At 40.7% G+C, this 25,529-nt stretch carries 26 protein-coding genes and 1 pseudogene; 22 read left to right on the top strand and 5 right to left on the bottom strand.

Going from position 1 to position 25,529, the window contains the following annotated elements:
• From QZ488_RS02685 to QZ488_RS02610, 16 genes and pseudogenes are all read left to right on the top strand, one after another.
• Positions 1-189 (top strand): annotated as a pseudogene (locus QZ488_RS02685) (IS1595 family transposase); the annotation flags it as partial.
• A gap of 309 nt (positions 190-498) precedes the next feature.
• Positions 499-1,038, top strand: coding sequence for a TRAP transporter small permease subunit (locus QZ488_RS02680; RefSeq protein ID WP_293746093.1), 540 nt, complete (start codon positions 499-501; stop codon positions 1,036-1,038).
• Positions 1,038-2,399 carry a TRAP transporter large permease subunit gene (locus QZ488_RS02675; protein WP_293746092.1) on the top strand — a complete coding sequence of 454 codons (1,362 nt, stop codon included), beginning with the start codon at positions 1,038-1,040 and terminating at the stop codon, positions 2,397-2,399. The genes QZ488_RS02680 and QZ488_RS02675 overlap by 1 nt, the downstream gene beginning before the upstream one ends.
• An 11-nt stretch (positions 2,400-2,410) precedes the next feature.
• A complete protein-coding gene (gene dctP, locus QZ488_RS02670; protein WP_293746091.1) occupies positions 2,411-3,511 on the top strand; it encodes a TRAP transporter substrate-binding protein DctP in 1,101 nt (366 codons plus the stop codon).
• A 168-nt stretch (positions 3,512-3,679) separates the two neighbouring features.
• Complete coding sequence (fabV, locus tag QZ488_RS02665; RefSeq protein WP_293746090.1) at positions 3,680-4,858, top strand: enoyl-ACP reductase FabV; 1,179 nt, start codon at positions 3,680-3,682, stop codon at positions 4,856-4,858.
• 413 nt (positions 4,859-5,271) lie between these two features.
• A complete protein-coding gene (locus tag QZ488_RS02660) occupies positions 5,272-6,612 on the top strand; it encodes a Na(+)-translocating NADH-quinone reductase subunit A (protein WP_293746089.1) in 1,341 nt (446 codons plus the stop codon).
• Positions 6,613-6,614: 2 nt separating this feature from the next.
• Positions 6,615-7,832, top strand: a complete 1,218-nt coding sequence (locus QZ488_RS02655) for an NADH:ubiquinone reductase (Na(+)-transporting) subunit B (protein WP_293746088.1) — start codon at positions 6,615-6,617, stop codon at positions 7,830-7,832.
• A complete protein-coding gene (locus tag QZ488_RS02650) occupies positions 7,822-8,577 on the top strand; it encodes a Na(+)-translocating NADH-quinone reductase subunit C (protein WP_293746087.1) in 756 nt (251 codons plus the stop codon). Before QZ488_RS02655 ends, QZ488_RS02650 begins: the two co-directional genes overlap by 11 nt.
• 12 nt (positions 8,578-8,589) lie before the next feature.
• Positions 8,590-9,222: an NADH:ubiquinone reductase (Na(+)-transporting) subunit D gene (locus tag QZ488_RS02645; RefSeq protein ID WP_293746086.1), complete on the top strand. Its 633-nt coding sequence runs from the start codon at positions 8,590-8,592 to the stop codon at positions 9,220-9,222.
• A 3-nt stretch (positions 9,223-9,225) separates the two neighbouring features.
• The gene (nqrE, locus tag QZ488_RS02640; RefSeq protein ID WP_293746085.1) at positions 9,226-9,834 is read left to right on the top strand and encodes an NADH:ubiquinone reductase (Na(+)-transporting) subunit E; all 609 of its coding nucleotides are present in this window, start codon (positions 9,226-9,228) and stop codon (positions 9,832-9,834) included.
• 23 nt (positions 9,835-9,857) lie between these two features.
• A complete protein-coding gene (gene nqrF / locus QZ488_RS02635) occupies positions 9,858-11,090 on the top strand; it encodes an NADH:ubiquinone reductase (Na(+)-transporting) subunit F (RefSeq protein ID WP_293746084.1) in 1,233 nt (410 codons plus the stop codon).
• 72 nt (positions 11,091-11,162) lie between these two features.
• A complete protein-coding gene (locus tag QZ488_RS02630) occupies positions 11,163-12,182 on the top strand; it encodes an FAD:protein FMN transferase (RefSeq protein ID WP_293746083.1) in 1,020 nt (339 codons plus the stop codon).
• A 42-nt stretch (positions 12,183-12,224) separates the two neighbouring features.
• A complete protein-coding gene (gene nqrM, locus QZ488_RS02625) occupies positions 12,225-12,458 on the top strand; it encodes a (Na+)-NQR maturation NqrM (RefSeq protein WP_293746082.1) in 234 nt (77 codons plus the stop codon).
• Positions 12,459-12,568: 110 nt separating this feature from the next.
• The gene (dinB, locus tag QZ488_RS02620; protein ID WP_293746081.1) at positions 12,569-13,630 is read left to right on the top strand and encodes a DNA polymerase IV; all 1,062 of its coding nucleotides are present in this window, start codon (positions 12,569-12,571) and stop codon (positions 13,628-13,630) included.
• Between the two features lie 64 nt (positions 13,631-13,694).
• Complete coding sequence (locus QZ488_RS02615) at positions 13,695-14,888, top strand: MFS transporter (RefSeq protein WP_293746080.1); 1,194 nt, start codon at positions 13,695-13,697, stop codon at positions 14,886-14,888.
• Positions 14,889-14,903: 15 nt separating this feature from the next.
• Positions 14,904-15,113 carry a DUF1653 domain-containing protein gene (locus QZ488_RS02610; RefSeq protein ID WP_293746079.1) on the top strand — a complete coding sequence of 70 codons (210 nt, stop codon included), beginning with the start codon at positions 14,904-14,906 and terminating at the stop codon, positions 15,111-15,113.
• A gap of 42 nt (positions 15,114-15,155) precedes the next feature.
• Here QZ488_RS02610 and QZ488_RS02605 read toward each other — a convergent pair whose 3' ends face one another.
• A complete protein-coding gene (locus tag QZ488_RS02605) occupies positions 15,156-16,883 on the bottom strand; it encodes a Na+/H+ antiporter NhaC family protein (protein WP_293746078.1) in 1,728 nt (575 codons plus the stop codon).
• Positions 16,884-16,977: 94 nt separating this feature from the next.
• Here QZ488_RS02605 and QZ488_RS02600 point away from each other — a divergent pair, with 94 nt between their 5' ends.
• Both QZ488_RS02600 and QZ488_RS02595 read left to right on the top strand, forming a co-directional pair.
• Complete coding sequence (locus QZ488_RS02600; protein WP_293746077.1) at positions 16,978-17,841, top strand: MBL fold metallo-hydrolase; 864 nt, start codon at positions 16,978-16,980, stop codon at positions 17,839-17,841.
• Positions 17,842-17,852: 11 nt separating this feature from the next.
• On the top strand, positions 17,853-18,329 hold the full coding sequence (locus tag QZ488_RS02595) for a GNAT family N-acetyltransferase (protein ID WP_293746076.1): 477 nt from the start codon (positions 17,853-17,855) through the stop codon (positions 18,327-18,329).
• A 35-nt stretch (positions 18,330-18,364) separates the two neighbouring features.
• Here the strand turns inward: QZ488_RS02595 and QZ488_RS02590 are convergent, their stop codons facing one another.
• From QZ488_RS02590 to QZ488_RS02575, 4 genes are all read right to left on the bottom strand, one after another.
• Positions 18,365-20,014 carry an amidohydrolase gene (locus tag QZ488_RS02590; protein WP_293746075.1) on the bottom strand — a complete coding sequence of 550 codons (1,650 nt, stop codon included), beginning with the start codon at positions 20,012-20,014 and terminating at the stop codon, positions 18,365-18,367.
• A gap of 127 nt (positions 20,015-20,141) precedes the next feature.
• The gene (locus tag QZ488_RS02585; protein WP_293746074.1) at positions 20,142-21,527 is read right to left on the bottom strand and encodes a YHYH protein; all 1,386 of its coding nucleotides are present in this window, start codon (positions 21,525-21,527) and stop codon (positions 20,142-20,144) included.
• A gap of 133 nt (positions 21,528-21,660) precedes the next feature.
• Positions 21,661-22,044 (bottom strand): hypothetical protein, encoded by a 384-nt coding sequence (locus QZ488_RS02580; RefSeq protein WP_293746073.1) that lies wholly within the window; start codon positions 22,042-22,044, stop codon positions 21,661-21,663.
• Positions 22,045-22,118: 74 nt separating this feature from the next.
• On the bottom strand, positions 22,119-23,114 hold the full coding sequence (locus QZ488_RS02575) for a serine/threonine dehydratase (protein ID WP_293746072.1): 996 nt from the start codon (positions 23,112-23,114) through the stop codon (positions 22,119-22,121).
• Between the two features lie 115 nt (positions 23,115-23,229).
• Between QZ488_RS02575 and QZ488_RS02570 the strand changes: the two genes are divergently transcribed.
• The 4 genes from QZ488_RS02570 (at position 23,230) to QZ488_RS02555 (ending at position 25,512) form a co-directional block, all read left to right on the top strand.
• A complete protein-coding gene (locus QZ488_RS02570) occupies positions 23,230-23,604 on the top strand; it encodes a PH domain-containing protein (protein ID WP_293746071.1) in 375 nt (124 codons plus the stop codon).
• Positions 23,605-23,732: 128 nt separating this feature from the next.
• Positions 23,733-24,356 (top strand): NAD(P)H-binding protein, encoded by a 624-nt coding sequence (locus tag QZ488_RS02565; protein ID WP_293746070.1) that lies wholly within the window; start codon positions 23,733-23,735, stop codon positions 24,354-24,356.
• 1 nt (position 24,357) lies between these two features.
• Positions 24,358-25,071 carry a methyltransferase gene (locus QZ488_RS02560; protein ID WP_293746069.1) on the top strand — a complete coding sequence of 238 codons (714 nt, stop codon included), beginning with the start codon at positions 24,358-24,360 and terminating at the stop codon, positions 25,069-25,071.
• Positions 25,072-25,134: 63 nt separating this feature from the next.
• On the top strand, positions 25,135-25,512 hold the full coding sequence (locus QZ488_RS02555; protein WP_293746068.1) for a hypothetical protein: 378 nt from the start codon (positions 25,135-25,137) through the stop codon (positions 25,510-25,512).
• Positions 25,513-25,529: the final 17 nt, after the last annotated feature.

Raw genomic sequence — 25,529 nt, 5'->3', positions numbered from 1 at the left:
GAGCGAGTATTCCACATTCAAAATGTGAATGCGTACCATAGCCGATTGAAAGAATGGATAAACCGTTTTCACGGAGTGGCCACAAAATATCTAGATCATTATTTAGGATGGTTTAGATATTTGGACAATGATGAAAAGTTCAATAAAAACAGTATGTTTAGTGTTCAACAACAGTTAATACAAACATAGCCTTCATTATTATTCCTGATAGATTTTTATTTTAATTAGGAATTGAAGTAAACTATCACTGCAGCTCAATTCCCTTGAGGTCCAGCCACCAAATCGATCTTGGTAACAATATTATCCTACGTTAATGGATGGGCTAAATATATCGTGATTGGCTATTTTTAGATTTGATAGTGTAACCAAATGTTGACTTCAAATAATTAGACAGACTTAATACTTGTTGAGTTTTCTTAATTAAATTATCCACCATCGACTTGCACCCGTACCGAGATTTATCCAACATGACGGAAAACAAGGAATAAAAAAAATAATATGCGCCAGATTTCAAGCCGTTTTAGCCTGCAGTGGATTGATTCACTGAATTATTCTTTATGTAAGTTGGTCAGTTGGTTTACTCTTTTCATGGTGTTATTGACGTTTTTAATCGTTGTACTCAGGTACGGATTTAATATGGGCTGGATTGCCATGCAAGAATCTGTGATGTACTTTCATGGCATGGTTTTTTTAGTCGGGGCTGCTCACACTTTACGGGTCAACGAACATGTCAGAGTTGACATATTTTATCGAGGCTTCACACCAGAAAAACAGGCTAAAGTAGATATTTTTGGCAGCCTATTTTTATTAATGCCAGTGAATCTGTTTATTTTTTTCATCAGTTTTGACTACGTCATGTTGGCGTGGAAAATTTTAGAAGACTCACAAGAAGCCGGAGGGATCCCTGCGGTATTTTTATTGAAAAGTTTAATTCTAGTCTTTGCATTTACCATGGTCTTGCAGGGCATTGCAGAAGTCATACGTAACATCCTAAAACTTTCACAACAAAAACACATAACAGAGGAGATTACCGAATAATGGAATACCTCTCTCTTTTAATGTTTTTAACGGTCTGCTTGGTATTATTGTTAGGTTATCCCGTGGCTTATTCGCTAGCGGGTACAGCATTAATTTTTGCTGGTGTTGGGGCTTTATTCGGCGTGTTTGATACATCTTATCTGCAAGCTGTGCCCAGTCGTTTGTTTGGCATAATATCTAATCAAACACTGATTGCAGTGCCTTTATTTGTATTTATGGGCGTAATGTTAGAAAAGTCTCGGGTAGCGGAAAATCTACTGGTTGCCATGGGCCAAGTGTTTGGTCGACTACAATCGGGGTTAGCTGTTTCTGTGGTATTGGTGGGTATGCTGCTAGCAGCAAGCACGGGAATAGTCGGTGCAACTGTGGTCACTATGGGTCTGCTTTCCTTACCAACAATGCTAAAACAAGGTTACTCCCCCTCTTTTGCCAGTGGGGCAATTTGCGCTACTGGTACCTTAGGCCAAATCATTCCACCTTCTATTGCCTTAGTGTTGTTGGGCGACGTGTTATCTAGTTCATTCCAACAAGCACAATTAAATATGGGAATATTTTCTCCGAGGTCAGTATCTGTGGGTGACTTATTTGTCGGCGCTTTAGTACCTGGTATGTTGTTAGTCGGTATGTATTTAGTGTACGTGTTAATTTTTGCCAGTAGACAAATCGATCAGTCAGTCAACCAAAATATATCTGACAAACCTATTTCTAGCATCGGGCTATTTTCAGCTTTATTTCCACCATTGATGTTGATTTTTATCGTACTCGGCTCGATTTTAGCTGGTTTTGCCACACCAACTGAAGCAGCAGGGGTCGGAGCCGCCGGTTCGATAGTTTTGGCATTGCTTAACAAACAGTTGGCCTTGCAAAAGTTAAAAGACGTCATGATGTCCACCACAAAAGTTACATCAATGGTGTTCTTAATCCTGATTGGCGCGTCTATTTTCTCATTGGTATTTCGGGGATTTGGTGGTGAAGAATTAATTGCAGAGTTATTTGCCAGTTTACCTGGGGGCGTATTTTCTGCCGTGTTATTGGTGATGGCGGTCATATTTTTGCTAGGTTTTATTTTAGATTTTATCGAAATTACTTTTGTGGTTGTGCCCTTAGTTGCGCCGGTATTGTTAGCAATGGGAGTCGACCCAATCTGGCTTGGGATTATGATAGCGGTTAATCTACAGACTTCGTTCTTAACCCCTCCTTTTGGCTTTGCCTTATTCTACTTACGTGGCGTAGCGCCACCAGAAGTATCAACTTCGGATATTTACCGTGGAGTTATTCCCTTTATTGTTATTCAATTAACTCTGTTAGTCTGTTTAGCCGTTTGGCCAAATCTGGTAACTTGGTTACCTTCCTTGCTTTAAAGAGTCTATATATGAAATTACTTCAGTTATTAGTTTTGACTATGTTTAGTCTGTTTCTTTTGTCTTGTGGTGGGCAATCTTCTGATGTCCCCTCGACTCAAGTCGAACAACAACATTATGAATGGAAACTAGTGACATCTTGGCCGAAAAACTTTCCGGGGTTAGGCAAAGGTCCTGAGACCTTTGCTAAATATGTTGAACGTATGTCCAATGGTCGGCTTAAGATTAAAGTATTCGGTTCCGGCCAGATGGTGCCTGGTTTTGAAGTATTTGATACAGTTTCAAGTGGTGCAGCTGAAATGGGCCATTCGGGTTCTTATTATTGGAAAGGAAAAGCACCCGCGTCACAAATTTTCACCGCCATACCCTTTGGCATGAATGCTACCGAAATGAATGCATGGCTGCATTATGGTGGTGGCATCGAGTTGTGGCGTGAAGTATATGCCCCCTTTAATTTGATCCCTTTTGCCGGTGGTAATTCTGGGGTACAAATGGCTGGTTGGTTTAAAAAAGAGATCAACAGTGTAGAAGACCTCAAAGGTTTAAAAATGCGTATTCCCGGTTTAGGCGGTGAAGTACTCAAAAAATTGGGTGGCATTCCCGTTGCGTTAACCGGCGGCGAGCTATTTACTTCACTACAATCTGGGGCAATTGACGCCACTGAATGGGTTGGTCCCTATAACGATTTAGCTTTTGGTTTCTACAAAGCCGCCAAATATTATTATTACTCTGGCTGGCATGAACCCAGTGCTACCCTTGAATTTATGGTTAACAAACAAGCATTCGAAGCACTTCCAGAAGACTTACAAGCCATTATTGAAGTGGCTACTCGGGCTGTTAATCAAGATATGTGGGACGAATATACTGCTGCAAACAATTCAGCCATGCAGGCCTTAATTGAGACACATGGTGTTGATATGCGCCCTCTGCCTGCAGATGTCATGTTAGCCTTAAAAAATGCCTCGGTTGAAGTGATGCAAGAACAGTCTGCCGCCGACCCCATGTTCAAAAAAGTGTATGACTCTTATTCAGACTTCCAAACAAAAGTCATGAAATATCACCAAATTTCAGAATTTGAATATTACAAAAACCGTGCTACCGGTAATCAGTAACAGAAAAAAAGAAGCAATATACTCACTTTGTTTACATGACTATTTGGGCTAAAACATGCCTTTTGCAGAACAGTAAACAATAACCAAAACATCTTTATCAGCTGTTCAGATGTGTTTAAGCGCCGACTAGCATTACAATGCGCTGAATTATTTAAATAGGACGTATCTATGATTGTTAAGCCCAAAATTCGCGGCTTTATCTGTACTAACGCTCATCCAGTTGGTTGTGCTGCTAGTGTTCAACAACAAATTGATTATGTTAAAGCGCAAGGATCATTGAACAATCCGCCTAAAAACGTATTAGTTCTTGGTAGTTCTACTGGCTATGGACTGGCTTCTAGGATCACCGCTGCATTTGCAGGAGATGCTAATACCTTAGGAGTATGTTTTGAGAAACCCCCTACAGAACGCAAAACCGGTACCGCTGGTTGGTATAACACCGCTGCTTTTCATGCCAAGGCATCTGACGCCGGACTGTATGCAAAAACCTTAAATGGTGATGCTTTTTCTAAAGAGTTAAAACAGCAAGTTATCGATACCTTAAAAGCCGATATGGGCAAAGTAGACTTGGTGATTTATAGTCTTGCCTCTCCAAGAAGAACCGATCCTGAAACAGGTGAAGTGTACAAATCGACTTTAAAACCTGTTGGTCAGTCCTATAAAACTAAAACCTACGATACCGACAAGAATCTTATTCATGAGATTGCTCTCGAACCCGCCAATGAAGATGAAATTCAACAAACCATCAAAGTGATGGGCGGTGAAGACTGGGAATTATGGTTAGATGCCTTAAGTGAAGCTGATTTATTAGCAGATAATTGTAAAACCACAGCTTACACCTATGTGGGTAAAGAACTGACTTGGCCAATTTATGGGCAAGCAACTATAGGTAAAGCCAAAGAAGATTTAGATCGAGCCGCGGCGTCAATAGTAAAAACCAAAGCAGATAAGAAAGTGCAAGCTTATGTCTCTTCCTTAAAGGCCTTAGTGACACAGGCAAGTTCGGCGATCCCGGTTATGCCTCTGTATATTTCACTGATCTATAAAGTGATGAAAGAAGAAGGTACGCACCAAGGTTGTATTGAGCAAATTTACGATTTGTTTACTGATAAATTAACTCAAACTAAGCCAGAAGTGGACGAGTTGGGTCGTTTGTATATGAATGGCAAAGAAACAAACGATGCGACTCAGGCCAAAATAAAAGCCTTATGGGACCAAGTCACTCAAGAGAATTTTCACGAGTTAAGTGACTACGCTGGTTACCATCATGAGTTTTTGAGATTGTTTGGTTTTGATCTATCAGGTGTAGACTATGATGCCGATGTTGAAACTTTGATCGATTGGTAAATATTAGGTTAAAAAATCATTAAAAAATCAACCGCCATATCAGGCGGTTTTTTATTTCTGTAAATTAGTCTACCTTTGAAAGAGCCAAATCAAAGCAAAAAAACTAAAAACCACAAAATAAATGTGTTTAAACAACAATTTGCGTGGAAGAAATACACTGGTTAATGCTAAAATTCTGGGGCTAAGCGTAGGCGTCTAAAAGAATAGTGTATAAGTTTTGCTGAGCGCATAAATTTTTAAGGAAGTTCGGAGACTTCTATCTAGCTGCAAAAAGGTACTTGTAGCTTATTAATCAGTCATTGATTGACGATACTCACCACCATTAGGCTTTTGCCAACTTAATACAGAGCATGGACCTCTGTAATAAAGAGCCTAATGGTGCTGTGTATTAATTTAGAGTAGTGCTATTGCGTATGATAAAAATCACGAAAGGGTTAGATCTTCCTATCCAGGGAGCGCCACAACAAACAATTCAAGATGGAAACTCTGTGACTAGAGTGGCTATTTTGGGTGAAGAATATATTGGTATGCGTCCAACAATGCATGCCCAAGTAGGAGATAAGGTAAAAAAAGGCCAGATTCTTTTTGAAGATAAAAAGAACCCTGGTGTCAAATTTACCGCACCTGCCGCTGGTAACGTAGTTGAAGTCAACCGTGGTGCAAAACGTGTTTTGCAATCTGTTGTTATCCAACTTGAAGGTGATGAAAGTGAGGAGTTTGCTAAGTATAGCAATTCAGAACTAGCATCATTAGACGCTGCCAAGGTTCAAGAAAACCTAGTCAATTCTGGCATGTGGACGGCCTTTAGAACTCGTCCTTATAGCAAGTCTCCTGCACTTGACTCGAAGCCAAATTCGATTTTTGTCAGTGTAATGGATACCAATCCACTTGCTGCTGACCCACAACTAATAATTGCCGAACGTAATGAAGATTTTGTAAACGGATTACAGGTTATTAGCCGTTTAACGGAAGGCAAAGTTTTTGTTAGCAAGGCACCTGGCGCAGACATCGCCACTGGCAATGTTAGTGTCGAAGTAAACGAATTTGCAGGTATACACCCAGCTGGACTCGTTGGCACGCATATTCATCACTTAGATGCTGTAGGTCAAAGCAAAAAAGTGTGGCATGTAGGTTATCAAGACGTTTTAGCGATTGGTAGTTTGTTCACGACTGGTGAGTTGGATAACCGCAAAGTGGTTTCTATAGGTGGTCCTGAAGCAAAAAATCCGCGTTTGATACGAACATTGATGGGGGCTGACATTGCCGAGTTAACTGCAAGTGAAGCCAACGACGGCGATATGCGCATGTTATCTGGCTCAGTTTTACAAGGTAATCACGCACACGGTGTGCATGGATTTTTAGGTCGATTCCATAACCAAGTGACAATTTTACGTGAAGGTCGCGAAAAAGAATTATTTGGTTGGATTAAGCCTGGCGTTAACCAACACTCGGTGACTCGTGCTTATTTTGGGCATTTGAGTCCTAAAAAACTTTTTGGTATGACGACTACCACTAATGGTTCTGATCGCTCTATGGTGCCTATCGGTAACTACGAACGTATTATGCCGTTAGACATCTTGCCGACTTTGTTGTTAAGAGACATGATCTCTGGCGATACAGATGGCGCACAAAGTTTGGGTTGCTTGGAGCTAGACGAAGAAGATTTGGCATTGTGTACTTATGTTTGCCCAGGCAAATACAACTACGGGCCAATTCTGCGTGATTGTTTAGAGCAGATTGAGAAAGAGGGTTAATCATGGGTTTAAAAGCATTTTTAGAGAAAATCGAACCTAATTTTGAAGCGGGTGGAAAATATGAAAAATGGTATGCCCTTTACGAAGCGGCAGCGACCATTTTTTACACTCCGGGCACGGTCACCAAGTCGACCACCCATGTAAAAGACAGTATCGATTTAAAACGCATCATGATCATGGTTTGGATGGCAACATTCCCAGCTATGTTCTACGGCATGTTTAATATCGGCCAACAGGCACAGATGGCTATCGCAGAAGGCGCAGTTTGGGCTGACACAGCCACCACATTCTGGCAAGCAGGTCTATTTGAAATGTTGGGCGGTCAACTTGATGCCAGTACTGGTTGGATTGGCTTGATGTTGTATGGGGCTTGTTTTTTCTTACCTATTTACGCAACTGTATTTGCGGTAGGTGGTTTTTGGGAAGTACTGTTTGCATCAGTTCGTAAACATGAAATTAACGAAGGTTTCTTTGTTACTTCAGTTTTATTTGCACTAACCCTGCCTGCCACTATACCCCTATGGCAAGCTGCCTTAGGTATCACATTCGGTATTGTAATAGCTAAAGAAATCTTTGGTGGGACAGGACGTAACTTCCTAAACCCTGCGTTATCGGGTCGAGCATTTCTTTACTTCGCTTACCCAGCACAAATATCAGGTGATTCAATTTGGACCGCTGCAGATGGGTACTCAGGTGCAACTTGGTTAAGCCAAGCAGCAAATGGGTCAGTCACAGACTGGAGTCTTAACGCTCAGTGGTGGGATGCATTTTTCGGTAACCTACAAGGCTCGGTTGGCGAGGTTTCGACATTAGCAATCTTAATCGGTGGCTTATTTATTATCTACATGCGAATAGCATCATGGCGAATTGTACTAGGTGTCGCATTAGGTGTGTTCTTGTTCTCAAGTTTGCTAAATCTCATAGGCAGTGACACCAACCCGATGTTTGCTATGCCTTGGTATTGGCATATGGTAATAGGTGGCATGGCTTTTGGTATGTTCTTTATGGCTACCGATCCTGTCTCAGCATCATTTACCAATCAAGGTAAATGGGCCTACGGTATTTTGATTGGGAGTATGGCAGTGATGATACGCGTACTGAATCCAGCTTTCCCAGAAGGTATTATGCTAGCAATATTGTTCGCTAACTTGTGGGCACCTTTATTCGATTATTTTGTAGCACAAAGCAATATAAAACGGAGGTTGGCACGTGTCAGCTAAAAAAGAAACTCTTGGAAAAACAGTAGGCGTAGTAGTAGCAGTTTGCTTAGTATGTTCAATCGTTGTATCCAGTGCAGCTGTAGGTTTACGTTCGTTACAGCAAACTAACGCAGCAATAGATAAGCAGTCTAATATCGTTCAGGCAGCTGGACTTTCCGATATTGCAGCAGGCGATATCTCTGGGACCTTCGAAAAATATATTGAAGAACGCTTTATTAACCTTGAAACAGGTGAGTATGTGGAGGTCCCTGAGGGATACGATATGTACAAAGAGGCCAAAAACCCTGAATTTTCAGTGCCAGTTACAGGCAGCAACGTAGGTTTTAAACAGCGTGCCAGCATTGCTAATATTTATTTAGTTAGAAATGATGCAGGTGATGTTACCCGTTTAGTTCTGCCAGTTCATGGTAGTGGCTTGTGGGATCTAATGTATGGGCTATTAGCGATTGATGCGGACGGTAATACTGTACGTGAGCTAATTTATTACCAACACAAGGAAACCCCTGGACTAGGCGGTGAGATACAAAACCCTAGCTGGAAGGCCAAATGGAACGGTAAAAAGCTGTTTAACAATGGAGAAGTAGCTCTTGAAGTTAATAAAGGTGACAACTCAAAAAATCAATATGCTGTTGATGCACTTTCAGGCGCCACGCTAACCAGTAACGGTGTACAAAACACCTTAACTTACTGGGCTGGTAAGAATGGCTACGGGCTTTATCTTAAAAATCAGACTTGGAAATCGTAAGGGGTTCACACAATGGCTGAAACTAAAGAAATGAAAAAGGTATTGCTCGGACCCATTCTGGACAATAACCCCATCGCTTTGCAAGTACTGGGCGTATGCTCTGCATTGGCAATCACTACCAAACTAGAAACCGCGTTGGTTATGTCTCTGGCATTAACTGTAGTATGTGCATTTTCTAACTTATTTATCTCTCTTATCCGTAACCAAATACCATCGAGCGTGCGGATTATCATTCAAATGACAATTATTGCCTCTTTGGTAATAGTGGTTGACCAAGTACTAAAAGCCTATTCTTACGAGATTTCAAAACAGCTTTCAGTGTTTGTTGGGTTAATTATTACTAATTGTATCGTAATGGGCCGGGCAGAGGCTTACGCTATGAAGAGCCCTCCTTTTATGTCCTTCCTCGATGGTCTAGGTAACGGCATTGGTTATTCAATGGTGTTAATCGTCATTGGTTCAATCAAAGAATTATTTGGTTTCGGTACACTTCTAGGTTTTGAAATATTACCTTTGATTCAAAATGGTGGCTGGTATCAAGGTAATGGTTTATTGATTTTACCTTTTAGCTCGTTCTTTTTGATTGGTGGCCTTATTTGGGCAATCCGAACTATACGTCCAGCACAAGTTGAGCCAAAGGAATAACTCATGGAACATTATATTAGTATTTTTGTTAAATCTGTTTTTGTTGAAAACATGGCATTATCTCTATTCCTTGGTATGTGTACTTTTTTGGCAGTATCCAAAAAAGTTAAAACAGCTATGGGTTTAGGTGTAGCAGTAATTGTTGTTTTAGGAATTTCGGTTCCTGTTAACCAAGTTATATATGTCAATATCTTAGCGCCAGGAGCTATGGCCTGGGCTGGGTTTCCAGAAGCAGACTTAAGCTTTTTGAGCTTTTTGACTTTTATTGGCGTAATAGCTGCGTTAGTGCAAATACTGGAAATGACGTTGGATAAGTTTTTCCCTGCGCTATATAACGCACTAGGGATATTCTTGCCGCTTATTACAGTAAACTGTGCCATTTTTGGTGGTGTTGCATTTGCGGTTCAACGTGAATATAACTTCACTGAAAGTATCGTTTACGGTGTAGGCAGTGGTTTAGGTTGGGCGATTGCAATCACCCTTCTTGCTGCAGTACGGGAAAAACTAAAATATGCCGATATGCCTGAGGGTATAAGGGGTCTAGGTTCAGTGTTTATGATCACTGGACTAATGGCGCTTGGTTTCCAGTCATTTACTGGCATCGCACTTTAAACGGCTCTTTGAGGAATAGTTAAATGAATCCGAATGAAATTTATCTTGGTGTAGGCATGTTTATCGCTATTGTTTTAGCGTTAGTGTTTATCATCATGTTCGCAAAATCTAAATTAGTACCTGAAGGCGAAATAACCATTACTATTAATGGTGGAGCTCAGGAATCTATTACAGCACAGCCTGGTGACAAACTTTTAGGTGCCTTAGCTAACGCAGGTATCTTTGTTTCTTCTGCTTGTGGTGGTGGTGGCACTTGTGGCCAATGCCGCGTTGATATTAAAGCTGGTGGTGGAGAGCTTTTGCCAACTGAAGTAGACCATATTAGCAAAAAAGATGCTAAGCATGGTTGTCGTTTATCTTGTCAGGTGTCTATGAAAGAAAATATGGACATTGAACTAGAGGAAGAAATTTTTGGTATTAAAAAGTGGGACTGTGAAGTTATTTCGAATGATAACAAAGCCACTTTTATCAAAGAGCTTGTGCTAAAAATTCCTAATGGAGAAAGTGTGCCATTCAAAGCGGGTGGTTATATTCAAATTGAGGCGCCGCCTCATCACGTAAAATATACAGATTTTGATATCCCTGAAGAATATCGTGGCGACTGGGAGCGTTTTGGTTTCTTCAATATCGAATCTAAAGTAGAAGACGAAACCATTCGTGCCTACTCAATGGCTAACTACCCTGAAGAAGAAGGCATTATTATGCTGAACGTGCGAGTTGCTTCGCCACCGCCTAATAATCTAACTTTACCTGCAGGAAAAATGTCGTCTTATATATGGAGTTTGAAAGAAGGCGATAAAGCCACTATTTCTGGTCCATTTGGAGAGTTTTACGCTAAAGAGACTGAAGCGGAAATGGTATTTGTTGGTGGTGGTGCAGGTATGGCTCCAATGCGCTCACACATATTTGATCAGCTACGCAGATTAAACTCAAAACGTAAAATGACCTTTTGGTACGGTGCCCGGTCTTTACGTGAAATGTTCTATGTAGAAGATTTCGACATGTTGCAAAAAGAGAACGATAACTTTAAGTGGCATGTTGCATTGTCCGACCCGCAACCTGAAGATAACTGGAAAGGTGACACTGGATTTATCCACAACGTATTGCTAGAAAATTATCTGAAAGATCACCCAGCACCTGAAGATTGTGAATTCTACATGTGCGGTCCACCTATGATGAATGCAGCAGTGATTAACATGCTTAAAGAATTAGGCGTGGAAGACGAAAACATTATGTTGGATGATTTCGGCGGTTAATCCTAGTATCAATCTATGAACAAATTTAAAAGGGGCTATATGCCCCTTTTCTTGTAGGCCCAAAAATACACTATGTTAAACATTCCCAATAATAGACTTTTGATTGTTGTTATTAGCACAATCCTGGTCGCCTGTTCATTACCTAAAGAGCAAGAAATACATTTAACTGGCCCTACTATGGGTACCACTTACAATGTGAAATTTATAGCTGTGGACGGCGTTGATAAACAGAAATTAAAACAGCAGATTGACCAATTATTAATTGAGATTAACCAATTAATGTCGACCTACATCCAAGACTCCGAACTAAGTCGTTTTAATCAGTGGAATAGTACTGAGCGCTTTGCCTTATCGGCAAAAACTCTAGAGGTGTTGAACGAAGCAAAACGACTAGGTGAGATGAGTGCTGGATTATTGGATGTGACGGTAGGCCCTCTAGTTAACCTTTGGGGTTTTGGTCCGCAAAGCCGACCAGAAAAAATTCCATCAATTGAACTTATTCAGGCAACTCAACAGCTAGTAGGATTAGATAAACTAAGCATTGGGCCAACTTGGGTCAGTAAAACCATCCCAAACCTTTATGTGGACTTATCAACTATTGCCAAAGGTTATGCAGTAGACCAAGTGGCTGAAATTTTACAGGCCCATAAAATTCAAAATTTTTTAGTGGAAATTGGTGGCGAAATGCGTGTATCAGGAGTAAAACCATCTGGCATAAGCTGGAAAATTGCTATTGAAAAACCAGAAGCAGAACAACGCTCAGTACAAGATATTATAAGTGTTGGCGATAATGCAGTAGCAACCTCTGGCGATTACCGCATTTATTACGAGCAAGATGGTGTGCGTTATTCTCACTTGATTGACCCAAGCACAGGTTTTCCAATTACACATAATGTGGTGTCTGTTACAGTGATCCATCCTTCATCCATGACAGCCGATGGCTTGGCCACCGCTCTTATCGTCATGGGTAAAGAGAAAGCCCTAGCATTAGCAAAGAAATACGATATTGCGGTATTGCTGATTACTAAAGAAAAGCATGGCTTTACCGAGTATACTAGTGACAAATTTGAACAACTAGTTACTGTTCATTAAAATAGATTCCGTTAACATCTTTAGCTCTATTGGAGACAAATTTTGAGTACCTTTATTCTCGCGTTTGTATTTTTTTTGGTGGTTGTAGTAGCAATGTCTGTTGGATACATATTTCAACAGAAGTCTATTGCTGGCAGCTGTGGTGGACTTGGAGCACTGGGCATTGCAAAAGCCTGCGATTGTCCAGAACCTTGCGACCGTAAAAAAATGCGTTTGGAAAAAGAGCAAGCTAGACAAGCTAAGTTAAATGAATGGAAAAAAGACCAAATACTTTAATTCAATCACAATAATTATAAACGCCGGCCTGTCTGGCGTTTTTTATGTTGACCTTTACTGATATACCTGCAAAATACTGGTTTTACATACAGTAAGTTGTTAGGTCTATTTTGCGCAAGATCATCCACATCGATATGGACTGCTATTATGCCGCCGTTGAGATGCGTGACAATCCAGAATATCAAAATGTACCTTTAGCCATAGGCGGTAGTTCGGATAGGCGCGGTGTTATCTCCACCTGTAACTATCAAGCACGAAAATATGGCGTACGCTCGGCTATGGCAACAGCTCATGCATTAAAGCTGTGTCCTGATTTAGTACTAGCGCCTGGCCGAATGGCGCTTTACAGTGAAATATCTCTACAAATACGCGAAATATTCCGTCGTTATACTGACAAAATTGAACCACTGTCTCTAGATGAAGCTTACTTAGACGTTTCTGAATGTACCTTGTTCTCAGGTAGCGCAACATTAATCGCCGAAGATATTAGGCAGGCTATTTTTGCAGAGACCCAACTCACCGCTTCTGCAGGCGTTGCACCCTGTAAGTTTGTGGCCAAAATTGCTAGTGATGAAAATAAACCTAATGGTATCTGTGTTATCACACCAGACAAACTCGACGACTTTGTGATTGGATTACCACTTGGTAAAATTCCTGGCGTTGGTAAGATCACCTTAGCTAAGTTAAATGATATCGGGTTATATAGCTGCGCTGATGTTCGGCAGTTCCCTTTTGAAGACTTAATCAAACGATTTGGTAAGTTTGGTTCAATTATCTGGGATCGCAGCCACGGCCTAGATGATAGAAATTTAAGTCTTGGCAGACAGCGTAAGTCGGTTGGCGTAGAACGCACTTTGCCGGAAGATATTCATTCAGAGCAAGACTGTATAAAAATGATCGACAGTCTTTTTCCGATGTTAGAAAAACGTTTAGCAAAGTCACAATCTAAAATTCAAAGTCAGGGTATCAAATTAAAATTCAGTGATTTTCAACAAACAACAGTCGAACATAAATGCCAAGTCTTAGATAAAGAGTACTTTTTTAAATTGTTAACTGAAGGTCTTTCACGCAAAGCTAACAGAGGCATTAGGCTAGTTGGATTACATGTAGGTTTAGCTGATTCGACCCAGAGTACACAATTAGCGTTTTCATTTTCATCTACTGAAGACTAAAAGATTTCAACTCTGTAGACTACCCAAAGAAACTATTAGCATACCTAAACAAAGAGCTTTCCTAGTGCAAAGAATGCCTGCCAATGTGTGGTTATTAACCTTGATTCAAGCGCTAGCTTTAAGCGCTGGCACTATGTTTGTATTGGCAGGAGGTGTTTTAGGCGCTCAGATTACTCCAGACCCTAAATGGTCTACATTGCCATTAGCTATGAGTATTGTAGGCACTGCATGCGGTGTGGTGCCTGTGACCCGCTTGATGCAACGATTTGGTCGAAAGCCGGTTTTTATTTTTACCTCTAGTTTTGGCGCTGTGATAACTTTATTCGCCGCTGCGAGTATCGCTAATAGTAGTTTTACAGGATTGGTAATATCTGCCTTTTTGTTGGGAGTGGTGATGTCTGCTATTCAACAAATCCGTTTTACTGCGATGGAATCAGTCAGTATTGAACTGATGCCAAAAGCGGCTTCCACTGTGTTACTAGGCGGGCTAGTAGCCGCTATCTTAGGGCCAGAGTTAGTGACCATTGGTCAGCTAATTACCGAGCAAATTTTCGTCGGTGCATTTTATTTAATGGCAGCTTTATTGTTGTTATGTAGCTTTCTGTTTACTCGAATCGATAATACCCACGTAGCGCAACATAAGTCTGCAGAAACCGGCCGGAAATTAAGTGTTATAGCAAGCCAACCAGTGTTTATTTTGGCAGTTTCGGCTTCAGTAGTGGGTTATGCATTAATGAGTTTTATTATGACGGCCACACCTGTACATATGCACGTGCATGAAGCTTATTCCTTGCAGGATACAAAGTGGGTTATCCAAAGCCATATATTCGCGATGTTTTTTCCCTCATTGTTTAGTGGTTGGTTAATCAGTAAATTGGGTACCTCAAAGAGCATCTACTTAGGGTTATCTGCCTATATCACCACTATCTTAATCGCGTTAACTGGCAGTCAATGGCTAAGCTATTGGAGTGCGTTGGTGTTATTAGGTATTGGTTGGAATTTTCTGTTTGTTGGCGGTACGGTATTACTCGCTAAGAGTTATCAGCCTAGCGAAAGATTTAAAGTCCAAGGATTAAATGAATTTTTGGTGTTCGGCTGTCAAGCCACAGCAGCCCTGAGCGCTGGTATATTTCTTTACCTAATAGAGTGGCGTGGTTTATTACTGGCTAGCTTTATTATCATTGCAGTACAACTGATAGTGATTTCATGGCAACAGGTAAGACAAAAAAATCTGCAGTTAAACAATAGTATCTCCTAACAACGAGGAATAAATATGTCATTGGAAATAGGGCGTTACCGTCATTACAAAGGCAATGAATATGAAGTCATTGGCGTAGCTAAACATTCAGAAGATGAAACCGAATTAGTGGTTTATCAGCCCTTATATGGTGCAAGGGGTTTATGGGTTAGACCTTTGGAAATGTTTATTGAAACAGTACAAGTTGATGGTGTAACAAAACCCAGATTTGAGTATATTGATTAAGCCAATGTTTCATTTACAAAATCAATATACTCAAGCAGTACGTTAGGCGAAAAACAAAACGGTAGCCGTCCACAGCCCTCCTGCGAGGATCGCTGCATAAGTAGCGGGTACAATTTGTGATTTTACATGATCCATTAAATCACAGCCTGTGGTCATAGAACTCAGAATCGTAGTATCTGATATAGGTGAACATTGGTCACCATATACACTGCCATTAAGTATTGTTGCAAAACATACCATCATAAATAACTCGGGGTTATCTAGGCCTTGGGTTTGCGCGATCGTCCATGCCAAAGGCAAACCTAAAGGAAAGGCAATTGCGTAAGTCCCCCAACTGGTGCCTGTTGAGAAAGCAATAAGCATGGTCATCAGTTGTAATATTATGGGTAAACACCAAAAGGGTATATGTTCGCCCAAGGATTCCACCAAATAAATACCTCCGCCCAGCTGTTTACTAAGTACACCTATAGTTAACGCAAACATTAATATAACCGAAGCGACTACCACTCCTTTTAATCCATTACCAAAACCTTCTAACACCTGTTGAAGTGCCATACCTTTTGCCAACGCCATAAATATGGACAAAAACAAAGCCCCTGAAAATGCCCAGTGAATTTTTGGTGAACCCGTAACAAAATAGGAACCAATGGCAATTACAATTAGGCTTACTAAAGGCAGAATAAATTCTAGTCTATGCGCTTCATATCCATCTGGAGCTTGGCTTAGGTGTAATTCTTTGGCACTAATTGGTGAAGCATTAGGCGCGTCCAACTCACCGGTTTCAGCCACTCGTTTAATGGCTTTTCTAAGTGGAGAACCACTAAAGGTGGTGATATTTAAACTCAGTAATAAAGTGCCTAAAACAGCAAAAATAGCGTAAAAACTAAAAGGGATACTGGCAAAAAAGAACGCTATCCTGTCACTTTCTGTGGCCAAAAAAGCCACACCTGGAATAAACAGAAAGGCTTGAACATAAGCAGGCCAAGCATTGAATGCAATAATAGAAGCAATAGGTGAAGCGGTAGAATCTACCACGTAACTAAGCTCTTCATGACTAACGCCAGCCTTATCAGCAATGGGTTTCACCGTGGTGCCTACCAATACCGTACTCATGGTACCGCCTTGGAAGAATACCAAACCCAAGAACCAAGTAACTACTTTGGCTGAACGTGGCCCTTTTACATAATGCTCACTCATATGGTCAGCAAAGGCTTGTGCAGCACCTGTTTTTGCCCACATCCCCATTAACCCTCCAAGCAACCATAGATATAAAATTAAGATAGAAGCTGCACTCGAGGTTCCTACATTCGGAATAAATACCTCATGAGTGATATCGAATCGTCCTAACATCACAGCGCCAATCACTATCCCGCTAAACAATGCGACTAAAGGTTCACGAGTCATCAAGCACAATACAACCGCGACTAAAGCAGGTAATAACGACCAAATGCCAAAATGAAAATCCGCCTTAAGTAACACCACATCATCTATATTATTTTTATATACCCATTGCTGTGAGAGGGAAGGCTTGGTTTGTTGATTATTCAGTATTGATTGGCGAAGAGGCGAATCGGTATAGGGAATTGGGTCCTTTATTAGGTTCTCTTGCCCACTTGCGCGATACACCAACTGACCCAACTCATTATTATATGTTTGATATTGCAACTGGCTTTCAACCCAAGTCGGGTTAACTTTAAAGTTAATGTAGAAAGCAGTTGCCAGACTGATAACAAAGAATATAAAGCTAATACGTTTTGTAAATTCAAACATGCAGGTTATCTTTAAGATCTTATTTGCTGCATAGTTTGTATCTAGTTGTTATAAACGTCTAGATTTACTTTTTATTAACTAAGGAACATTAACCATGCGCGCTAAAATTATATTGTTTACTGCCATTACCGCACTATTTTCAACCAGTTCGGTTATTGCCCAAGACAGATTTGCCGATGTCGAAATCACCAGTCAACCAGTTAGCGGCTCAGTACACATGTTAGAGGGTATGGGGGGCAATATTGGCGTATCCGCTGGTGACGAAGGTATCTTAATCATTGATGACCAATTTGCACCACTAGCCGAAAAAATAGCCACAGCTATTGGTAATATTGCGAAGACTCCTATGAAGTATGTTGTAAACACTCACTACCACGGTGATCACACTGGTTCTAACGCCTATTTCAAAGAAATTAAAGGTAGTACCATCTTTGCTCATGACAATGTGCGTAAACGTCTAGCAAGTAAAGAAGACCACACTCATGCCGAATTACCTGTGGTGACTTATCAACAAGGTGTGACTTTTCATTTTAATGGCGACACCATCAAAGTCATGCATTTGCCAGCAGGTCATACAGATAGCGACAGTGTCGTTTGGTTTGAAGAAGCCAATGTCTTACACCCAGGAGACTTGTTCTTTGAAGGCCGTTTTCCGTACATCGATTTAAATGGCGGTGGCACAGTTGCCGGTTATATTAAGAACGCCACTAAACTCATTAGTATGCTTAAAGACGATACAAAAATAATCCCAGGGCACGGTAAGTTAGCGACCAAAGCCGACTATCAAAATGCCTTGGATATGATCATTAATACTGCTGCCATGGTAAAAAGCATGAAAGCCAAAGGTATGAGTCTTGAAGATGCTGTGACCAAAGGCCTTGGTGAAAAATACCAAGCTTGGTCATGGAGTTTTATTAATGAGGAAAAGTGGATTGCCACTTTGTATAACGGGCAGTAAAGGCTAATCCAATGACATTAATTTGTCCTACAGAACAACAGTATTTGCAGGTAAAAACTTGGTTTAGCGATCATCAACAAATGTTCACATGGGGAGGTCCAAATATGACCTACCCCATGTCGGATGATAAATTTCTTAATCTGTTAACAGCGGATCATTTCACATCATTTTGTCTACTAAACGAAGAACAACAAGTTGTAGCTTTTGGACAATACTATGAACGGTTAGATCATCATCACCTTGGACGACTGGCCGTTAACCCAAATAATCGTGGTCAAGGGTTGGTAAAAATATTAATTACAAAAATACTAGAAAAAGCACACTTAGAACAACCTGCCAAAGGAGCCTCTTTATTTGTATTTAAACATAATCTTGTTGCCTATAACTGCTATCAATCATTGGGCTTTGTTGAAACAGAGTATCCAGAACAGCCCTTCCCTGGCAATATGCAAAATTGTGTTTACATGAGAAAGGCAAATATCCTCTAGCTAAAACCCTATGACCTCTAACTCAAAAAATTAACCTAAGGCGTTTTTGTAAAACGTCTTTCACCTGCAATCCATGTTTCTAACACTTGGGTTTTCCAAATATCTTGTGGCGCGATCGTAAAGATATCTTGGTCTATCAAAATAAAATCGGCCCACTTCCCTTCGGTTAGTCCACCTAATATATTTTCTTGATGAGCTGCGTAAGCTGCATCCAAAGTAAAACCACGGAAGGCTTGTTTGACTGTTACCGCTTCGCTCGGTATCCAACCTTTGTTAGGTGAATTATTGCGATTTTGTCTTGTTACTGCAGCATGTAAACCAAAAAATGGATTAGAGAGTTCTACCGGAAAATCAGAACCAAACGCCACAGGAGAACCTTGTTTTAAGAACGTCTGCCAGGCGTAAGCGCCTTTTAACCTTTCTGCTCCCACTCTGTCTTCTGCCATATTCATGTCGCTAGTAGCATGGGTTGGCTGCATCGCAGGAATGATATTTAATGTTTTGAAACGTGGAATATCGTTAACATTTATCACTTGAGCATGTTCAACACGATTGCGTAGTGACTTACCACCAATTCGCTTAAAAGTGTCAGCAAACTGATCTAACGCTAAACGATTGGCTCTATCTCCAATCGCATGAAAGTTAAGTTGAAAACCACTCCCCAAAACCAAGTCAAAAAGTGGTTTTAAGTCAGCTTCTCTTGTAACCAATAATCCATGGTTATCTGGGGCGTCAGAGTAAGGTTTTAATAAGGCTGCACCGCGGCTACCTAAAGCTCCGTCACCGTAAGCTTTGACACTTCTGATGGCGAGCCAATCATATTGGTCTTGCACATGGCCTGTTTCTAATAGTTGCTTCAAGATGGGTGATGTCGCAGCAATCATTGGATAGATACGCACCGGTAGTGAGTGCTGCGCCACACGTTTTTGGTAGTAGTCGTATACCACTTTACCTATACCAGCGTCATGCACACTGGTTATACCTTCAGAAAGCAATTTTTTGCCTGCTGAATTTAATTGCGCGGCTAAGGTGGCATCAGACGTTTTAGGTAAATGCTCATATAGTAAACTTTCGGCATTATCAATCAGGATACCTGTAGGGTTACCTTGCTTATCACGGACAATTTTTCCACCTGGGGGATCAAGTGTATCTTTGGTGATACCGGCTATTTCAAGAGCTTTACTATTGACCCAACTGGCATGGCCATCTACTCGCGACAACATAACTGGTTTATTTTTGACATATTCATCTAACAAACTAGCGGTAGGAAACGCTTTCCCTGGCCAAAGCACTTGATTCCAGCCTCTGCCAGTAATCCAAGCTAGCTCTTGCTGAGTCTTAGCATAAGCCTGCACAGTTTTGGCTGCATCTAAAGCGGATTGACTCTCGCGTAAATCTACTTGTAATAAACCTTCGCCAAGTCCCATGACATGTCCGTGAGCATCAATCAGCCCAGGTAACAAAACTTTGTTTTGGCCATCAATTTGCATTGCATTAGGGAAACGTTTATTCAGTTCCATGCCGCCAATAGCCAGCACCTTACCGCCATCAAACACCATGTTTGAGAAACGAACGAGCTCACCCGAATCATCCAATGTATAACCATTAACGTTATGAATATGGCTCGGAGCCGCCAACATCAGTGTACTGAAAAAAAGTAGTCCAAAAATAAATAGACGTTGCATGGGCAGTTCCTTAAATTATTTGATTTAACTTGCCTTAGATTTACCCTTGATGCAACTAAAGCTTTATGAACAGTAGCTTAGAATAATCCACACAGCTTTATCTACTGCTCACTGGGCCAAACAAATGTTATTTGAGTAGGTGGCTATGGCCGTGCGAGCGATTTTCTAAAGCCGCAGCTGTTTTAATAAATGAGTCATCCACCTCACCTTTGTAACAAGCTAAAATCCAAGGATAACTATCTGTGACGTAATAACCGTATTGCCCGTTTATAGTCATGCCATTACATGCATCTAAATCACCACTACCAGCAACGTATTCGAAATCACCAGTGAACTGTCCATCATAAAGATTGCTAACAACCACACCTTGGCCGGCCACAGGAGTTGTGTATCCATCAGCATCAACTCGCACACCACCATCATTTTTTAGCACAAAACTGCTTTGGGCCTTTTTGACAGAGTTAGACACGAGATCAGTAAAGCAACTGCCATATATCGGAAAACCATCCGCCGCAAAACCAATGACAGGCGAAGCGACACCTTGTGACTCACAATTTTGTTCAAACATGGCCATGGGATTACCGTGATAATGATAAGTACCATCTGGTTGAGCATGAGCATTATGACTATCGGTAGAAAAGGTATTAAGAGGGGACATGGGGTCGTAACGCCAAGGATTATTTATCTGGTCTTGCCCACAGCCTATTTTTTCATTACCAAGTGACTGGTTACCCACGTCATAACAAGCAGCGGCAAGCAAATCGACTATCGCGCCATTTAGAAACACTGCATTGGTCACATTAAGGCTTACCGGCGCTGAGTTAGATGCAAACTGCGGTGAAGCAGAAAGAACATAGGTATTATTTTGTTCACTAACGTTATTCACGAAAGAAGTTCCCTGATCATTAAAGTCGTGATTGGGTATATCGTTAGATGAAATGACGCATGTTTCTCCAGACAAACTGATTTCAATATCGCCAATAAAATTTATATTACGCGACACATCAGTCACATTAGAAGTGTAATTGCCAACATAAGCATCGCAGCTGCCTTGTTGATTAGAAAAATTCACGTTAGTGATATCCACATTAGTGTTACTTGCGACTATGAGCACATCATCCTCTGCACTAGTAGCAGTGCCATCATTAACCATAAGTGAAACAGTATAATTACCCGCAATATCAACCATAAACATGGGTTGACTGTCTGTTTGATTTTGCAAAATGGCATTACTGCCAACTGGTACGCCAGTTAAGACCCAGTTATAACCCAGTGCATCGCCGTCAGCATCAGAACTTAATGAGCCGTCCAACGTCACTGTTGTGCCTACAGATACGCTTTGATCTAGTCCAGCATTTGCCAATGGTATTGTATTAGTGGGTGTGGGCGTAACAGAGACTGGAGTTGGGGTTGAACTAGATGAACCACCACATGCCATTAACACAAAAGAGAGAGGGATAAGTAAATAACTAAAATTGAGCGAGCGAGTAACTGCATTATTTGAGAACGACATGGCTTAATTTTGCTTGTAGAGTTTAATAAAGCAATTACAGCACAGTTAACTCTAAACTTCCGTTTGTAGGGTGTAAATGTTGTGTAAACCAAATAACAAGAAGTGAGACGTTATAGTTGTTTATTTATTTGGGCTAACTGCAATCTAACAACAGGTTGACTAAGGTCACGGAGCCAGTATAACGATGGGTTAGCTTTCCGCTTCGGTCCACAACAATGGCTTGATTAATACTTTTATTCAAATCATATTGCTGGCGCAATTGATTACGAAATCGACCACTCACTTCAACGTGGGGTGACGTTTTACCCCAGTGATTTAAATCTATAAACTGGATATTGTGTTTATTAATTTGTCTTCCTAACTGAACAATTTCGTCATTAAAATACTTATCGGCTGAACGTTTTAGAGAATACACAATAGTACAAGATGCTTGGGTGAAGACCTTTTCTTGGGCAATACTTGGGTGCGGAATTAACGCCAATAGGCTTAATATGATGCTTGTTAAAAAAATCCGCAATGTATTGGTTCCTCTCAAAACGTGTTGTCAAATACTCACTATAACAATACCCACACTAAATCAGGTTTTAGCTGTTAAATCAATAAACTAGGTACTTTTTGCAAATGGTCATCTTGCCATATTTTAAGCATTTTTTGTTGGTCTATATTACCGCCAGACAAGATCACTAGGACTTTTTGTTCACTACTCTGCGATTTAAGCCATTCAACTACAGCCCCCATACACATTGCACAAGTAGGTTCAACATGGACCTTAAGCAAGTGTTGTAACCACTGAGTCCAGTAAGCAATTTTTGTTTCATCCACCTCATAAAAACCGTTTAAAGTTTGTAGATGAGGAAAGGTTTTTTCGCCCACTTGTAAGGTCGCGGCACCATCAGCCAGGGTATTAGATTGCTCTGACAAAGACTGGATAACACCGGTACGTATCGACTCTGCAGCATCATTCGCTATTAAAGGTTCAACCCCAATAACACTTGCCTTTGGGTATATAGCTCTAGTGCTAACCTGAGCCCCCGAGACCAACCCACCACCACCAACAGGTGCAAATACACTGTTTACCTCGCCTGTTTGCTCAAGCGCTTCGAGAGTAGCGGTGCCCTGCCCGGCAATTATATCGTCATGGTTAAATGGCGGCATCCATAAAACCCCCTGTTGTTTTGCGGCCTCTGCAACCTTTTCGTCAGCTTCTTTACGGGTCGCACTTAAATCGAGTGTGGCACCATAGTATTGTGTAGCGGCTGCTTTCACTTTAGACACATTTTGTGCACTAAAGATGGTCGCTTTTACATCTAAAATCTTGGCCGCATACGCCACCGCTTGAGCATGGTTACCTGAGCTGCTGGCAACCACTTGTGTGCCGAGACGCCCATCTTCTCGAGCCTTTAACATCATGTTCAGAGCACCACGAAGTTTAAACGCACCTGTTCTTTGAAAACATTCCGCTTTAAACATGACCTTATGCCCTAACCAATCATTTAATAATTGAGATTCCAGCACTGGGGTTTTATTGATATAAGAACTGATACGTTTTTTAGCAGCTTGCACATCGGCAAAAGTCACACTGGACATAAATTTGTAATTACCATCATCAGAATGTTCGAAGAAGCGAAATGGTAGCCTGTAGTTGCTATTTTCGCATCAACAATTATGCTGATTGCTGATTAAATATTTAAAGGAAGTAAAAATGGGATTACTTGATGCATTACTCGGCAACGCGTCTGAAATTGATATCAGTGAAGTAGCAGAGGAATTAGCGCCAATTATTGGAGAAACCGAAAGTATTCAGCAGGTCTTTAAAGTAGTACGGGATATGTATGTATTCACTAACAAACGGTTAATTTTAATTGACAAGCAAGGTTTGACTGGCCGTAAAGTCGATTATCATTCGATTCCTTACAGCGCCATTACCCAATTTAAAATCGAAACGGCTGGGCACTTTGATTTAGATGCAGAACTAAAAATTTGGATTTCCGGGCAAGATAACCCAATCGAAAAAGAACTAAACAAAGACACCGTGGTTGGCATTCAAAAAACATTAGCAACCCACATGTTTGCGTGATTGGGATACGTTGAGGTTAAATAACCTGAGTTCGGGATAAATAGGGTAAGCTGCGTCATTATTTTTAGGGCTCTCCCTTTTAAGCGTATTGTAGGATTTTTACCTACAGCTAAAATTGCAGGTAATAGATGTTGAAAACGGCTTTAGTTTTAGGGGCTACTGGGCTAGTGGGTAAATCATTAGTCGAGCAGCTTTGCCAAGATAATAGATATCAAACAGTGACTTGTTTGTTACGTAAACCACTGCCAAAAGATTTTTTCAAAACAACATCAACTAAAGTGCAGCCCATTGTTGTTGATTTTGAAAATTTGCAAGACTATCAAGGTTACTTTACCTGCGATCACGTCTACGTATGTTTAGGTACTACTATCAAAAAAGCAGGTAGCAAACAAGCATTTCGAAAAATTGATTTTGAGTATGTACATGTGGCAGCTCAACTTGCTAAAGCCCAGCACGCGATTAGTTTTGTATGGATTTCTTCAGTGGGAGCTAATGCTAAAAGTAACAATTTTTACTTGCGGGTCAAGGGTGAATTAGAAAATGCCATTGTTAATATGCCGGGGTTAGATAATGCAAGTGCTGTTAGGCCATCTTTGTTATTAGGCGAGAGAGAAGAAATACGCCCTGCCGAGAAACTTGCAAGCCTGTTTAGCCCTTTTTTGTCACCACTGCTGATTGGAAATCTAGCCAAATATAAGCCCGTTCAGGCCGCTGATGTGGCAGCTAAAATGATCAGTCTACAAGTATTCTAAAATGGGATTTAAGTTTAAACAGTTTACTATTGAGCATGATAAATGCGCAATGAAAGTAGGCACTGACAGCATTATGTTAGGAAGCTGGGTACAAACTAACAACGCACAGCGTATTTTAGATATCGGTACCGGTAGTGGTTTGTTAGGCATTATGTTGGCGCAAAAAACCCAAGACACTTGTTTAATTGACGGCATAGATATCGATGCTGAGGCTATCTTGCAAGCTGAAGGTAATGCTAAAAATTGCCCGTGGTCAGATCGACTGACATTTCAACATACAAGTATTCAACTTTTTTCTGTGGAAACTGGTTATGACCTAATAGTCAGTAATCCACCTTATTTTCCGGTTAATCTCAGCGCCAACAAAATTCACTCCATACCAAATCGACTAAACGCACGGCAAACGGTGGAATTAGATCACTCAACACTTTTACAAGAAGTAGCAAAATCACTCTCCGCTAGCGGCACTTTTTGTTGTGTATTACCCGCAGACGTAGTGAAGGAATTCCTATTGAGCGCTGAATCAGTAGGACTATTTTGCACCCGTGAACTGCAAGTGCAGACCAAACAACAAGCCAATGTGAGCCGATTTTTATTAGAATTTAGCCCTATCAAAGACACCAAGAATAGCGAAAAAATGAGTATTTATAACCATTTGGGTAGCTATTCCAAAGAGTATATTGTGCTCTGCAAAGATTATTACCTTAATTTTTAACTACTTTTGCACTTACCTTCTATATTTTGAGGAGTAGTTTTAAAAATAAACTCAGGGGAAATAATGAAAACATTCGATTTGCCCAAGTCAATATCTTCACTGGCCGAGGAACTACAGATAGTTCAAATGGTTTGGCAAAGTGTGCCAGTGCAAATCCCTAAATTTGCTGTTTATGCCATTATTGAAAAACCGCTATTTGATAAAACTGTGTTTCGAAATAATAGAAAAATAGGCCTTTTGCATTTCGGCAGATTCCAAATCCCCATATTAGATCCATTTCGAGGTGACATTAATTTCCAGCCAAACTTTGCCTTAATCATCACTCATAGTCGCGGTAATCAATTTGGTTTATATGGGTACCCTGCTGATGATATTGAATCAAATATATTACTTTCTAGGGATAATGGTTCGGTGTGCAGAATTGTAAAAAATTACGTTTAAAAGCAATTGAATGGAAC

The sequence above is a fragment of the uncultured Paraglaciecola sp. genome (assembly GCF_913020055.1).
Classification (GTDB): Bacteria; Pseudomonadota; Gammaproteobacteria; order Enterobacterales; family Alteromonadaceae; genus Paraglaciecola.
Note: the sequence above shows the minus strand (reverse complement) of the source record. Positions and strands in the feature narration are given on the sequence as shown.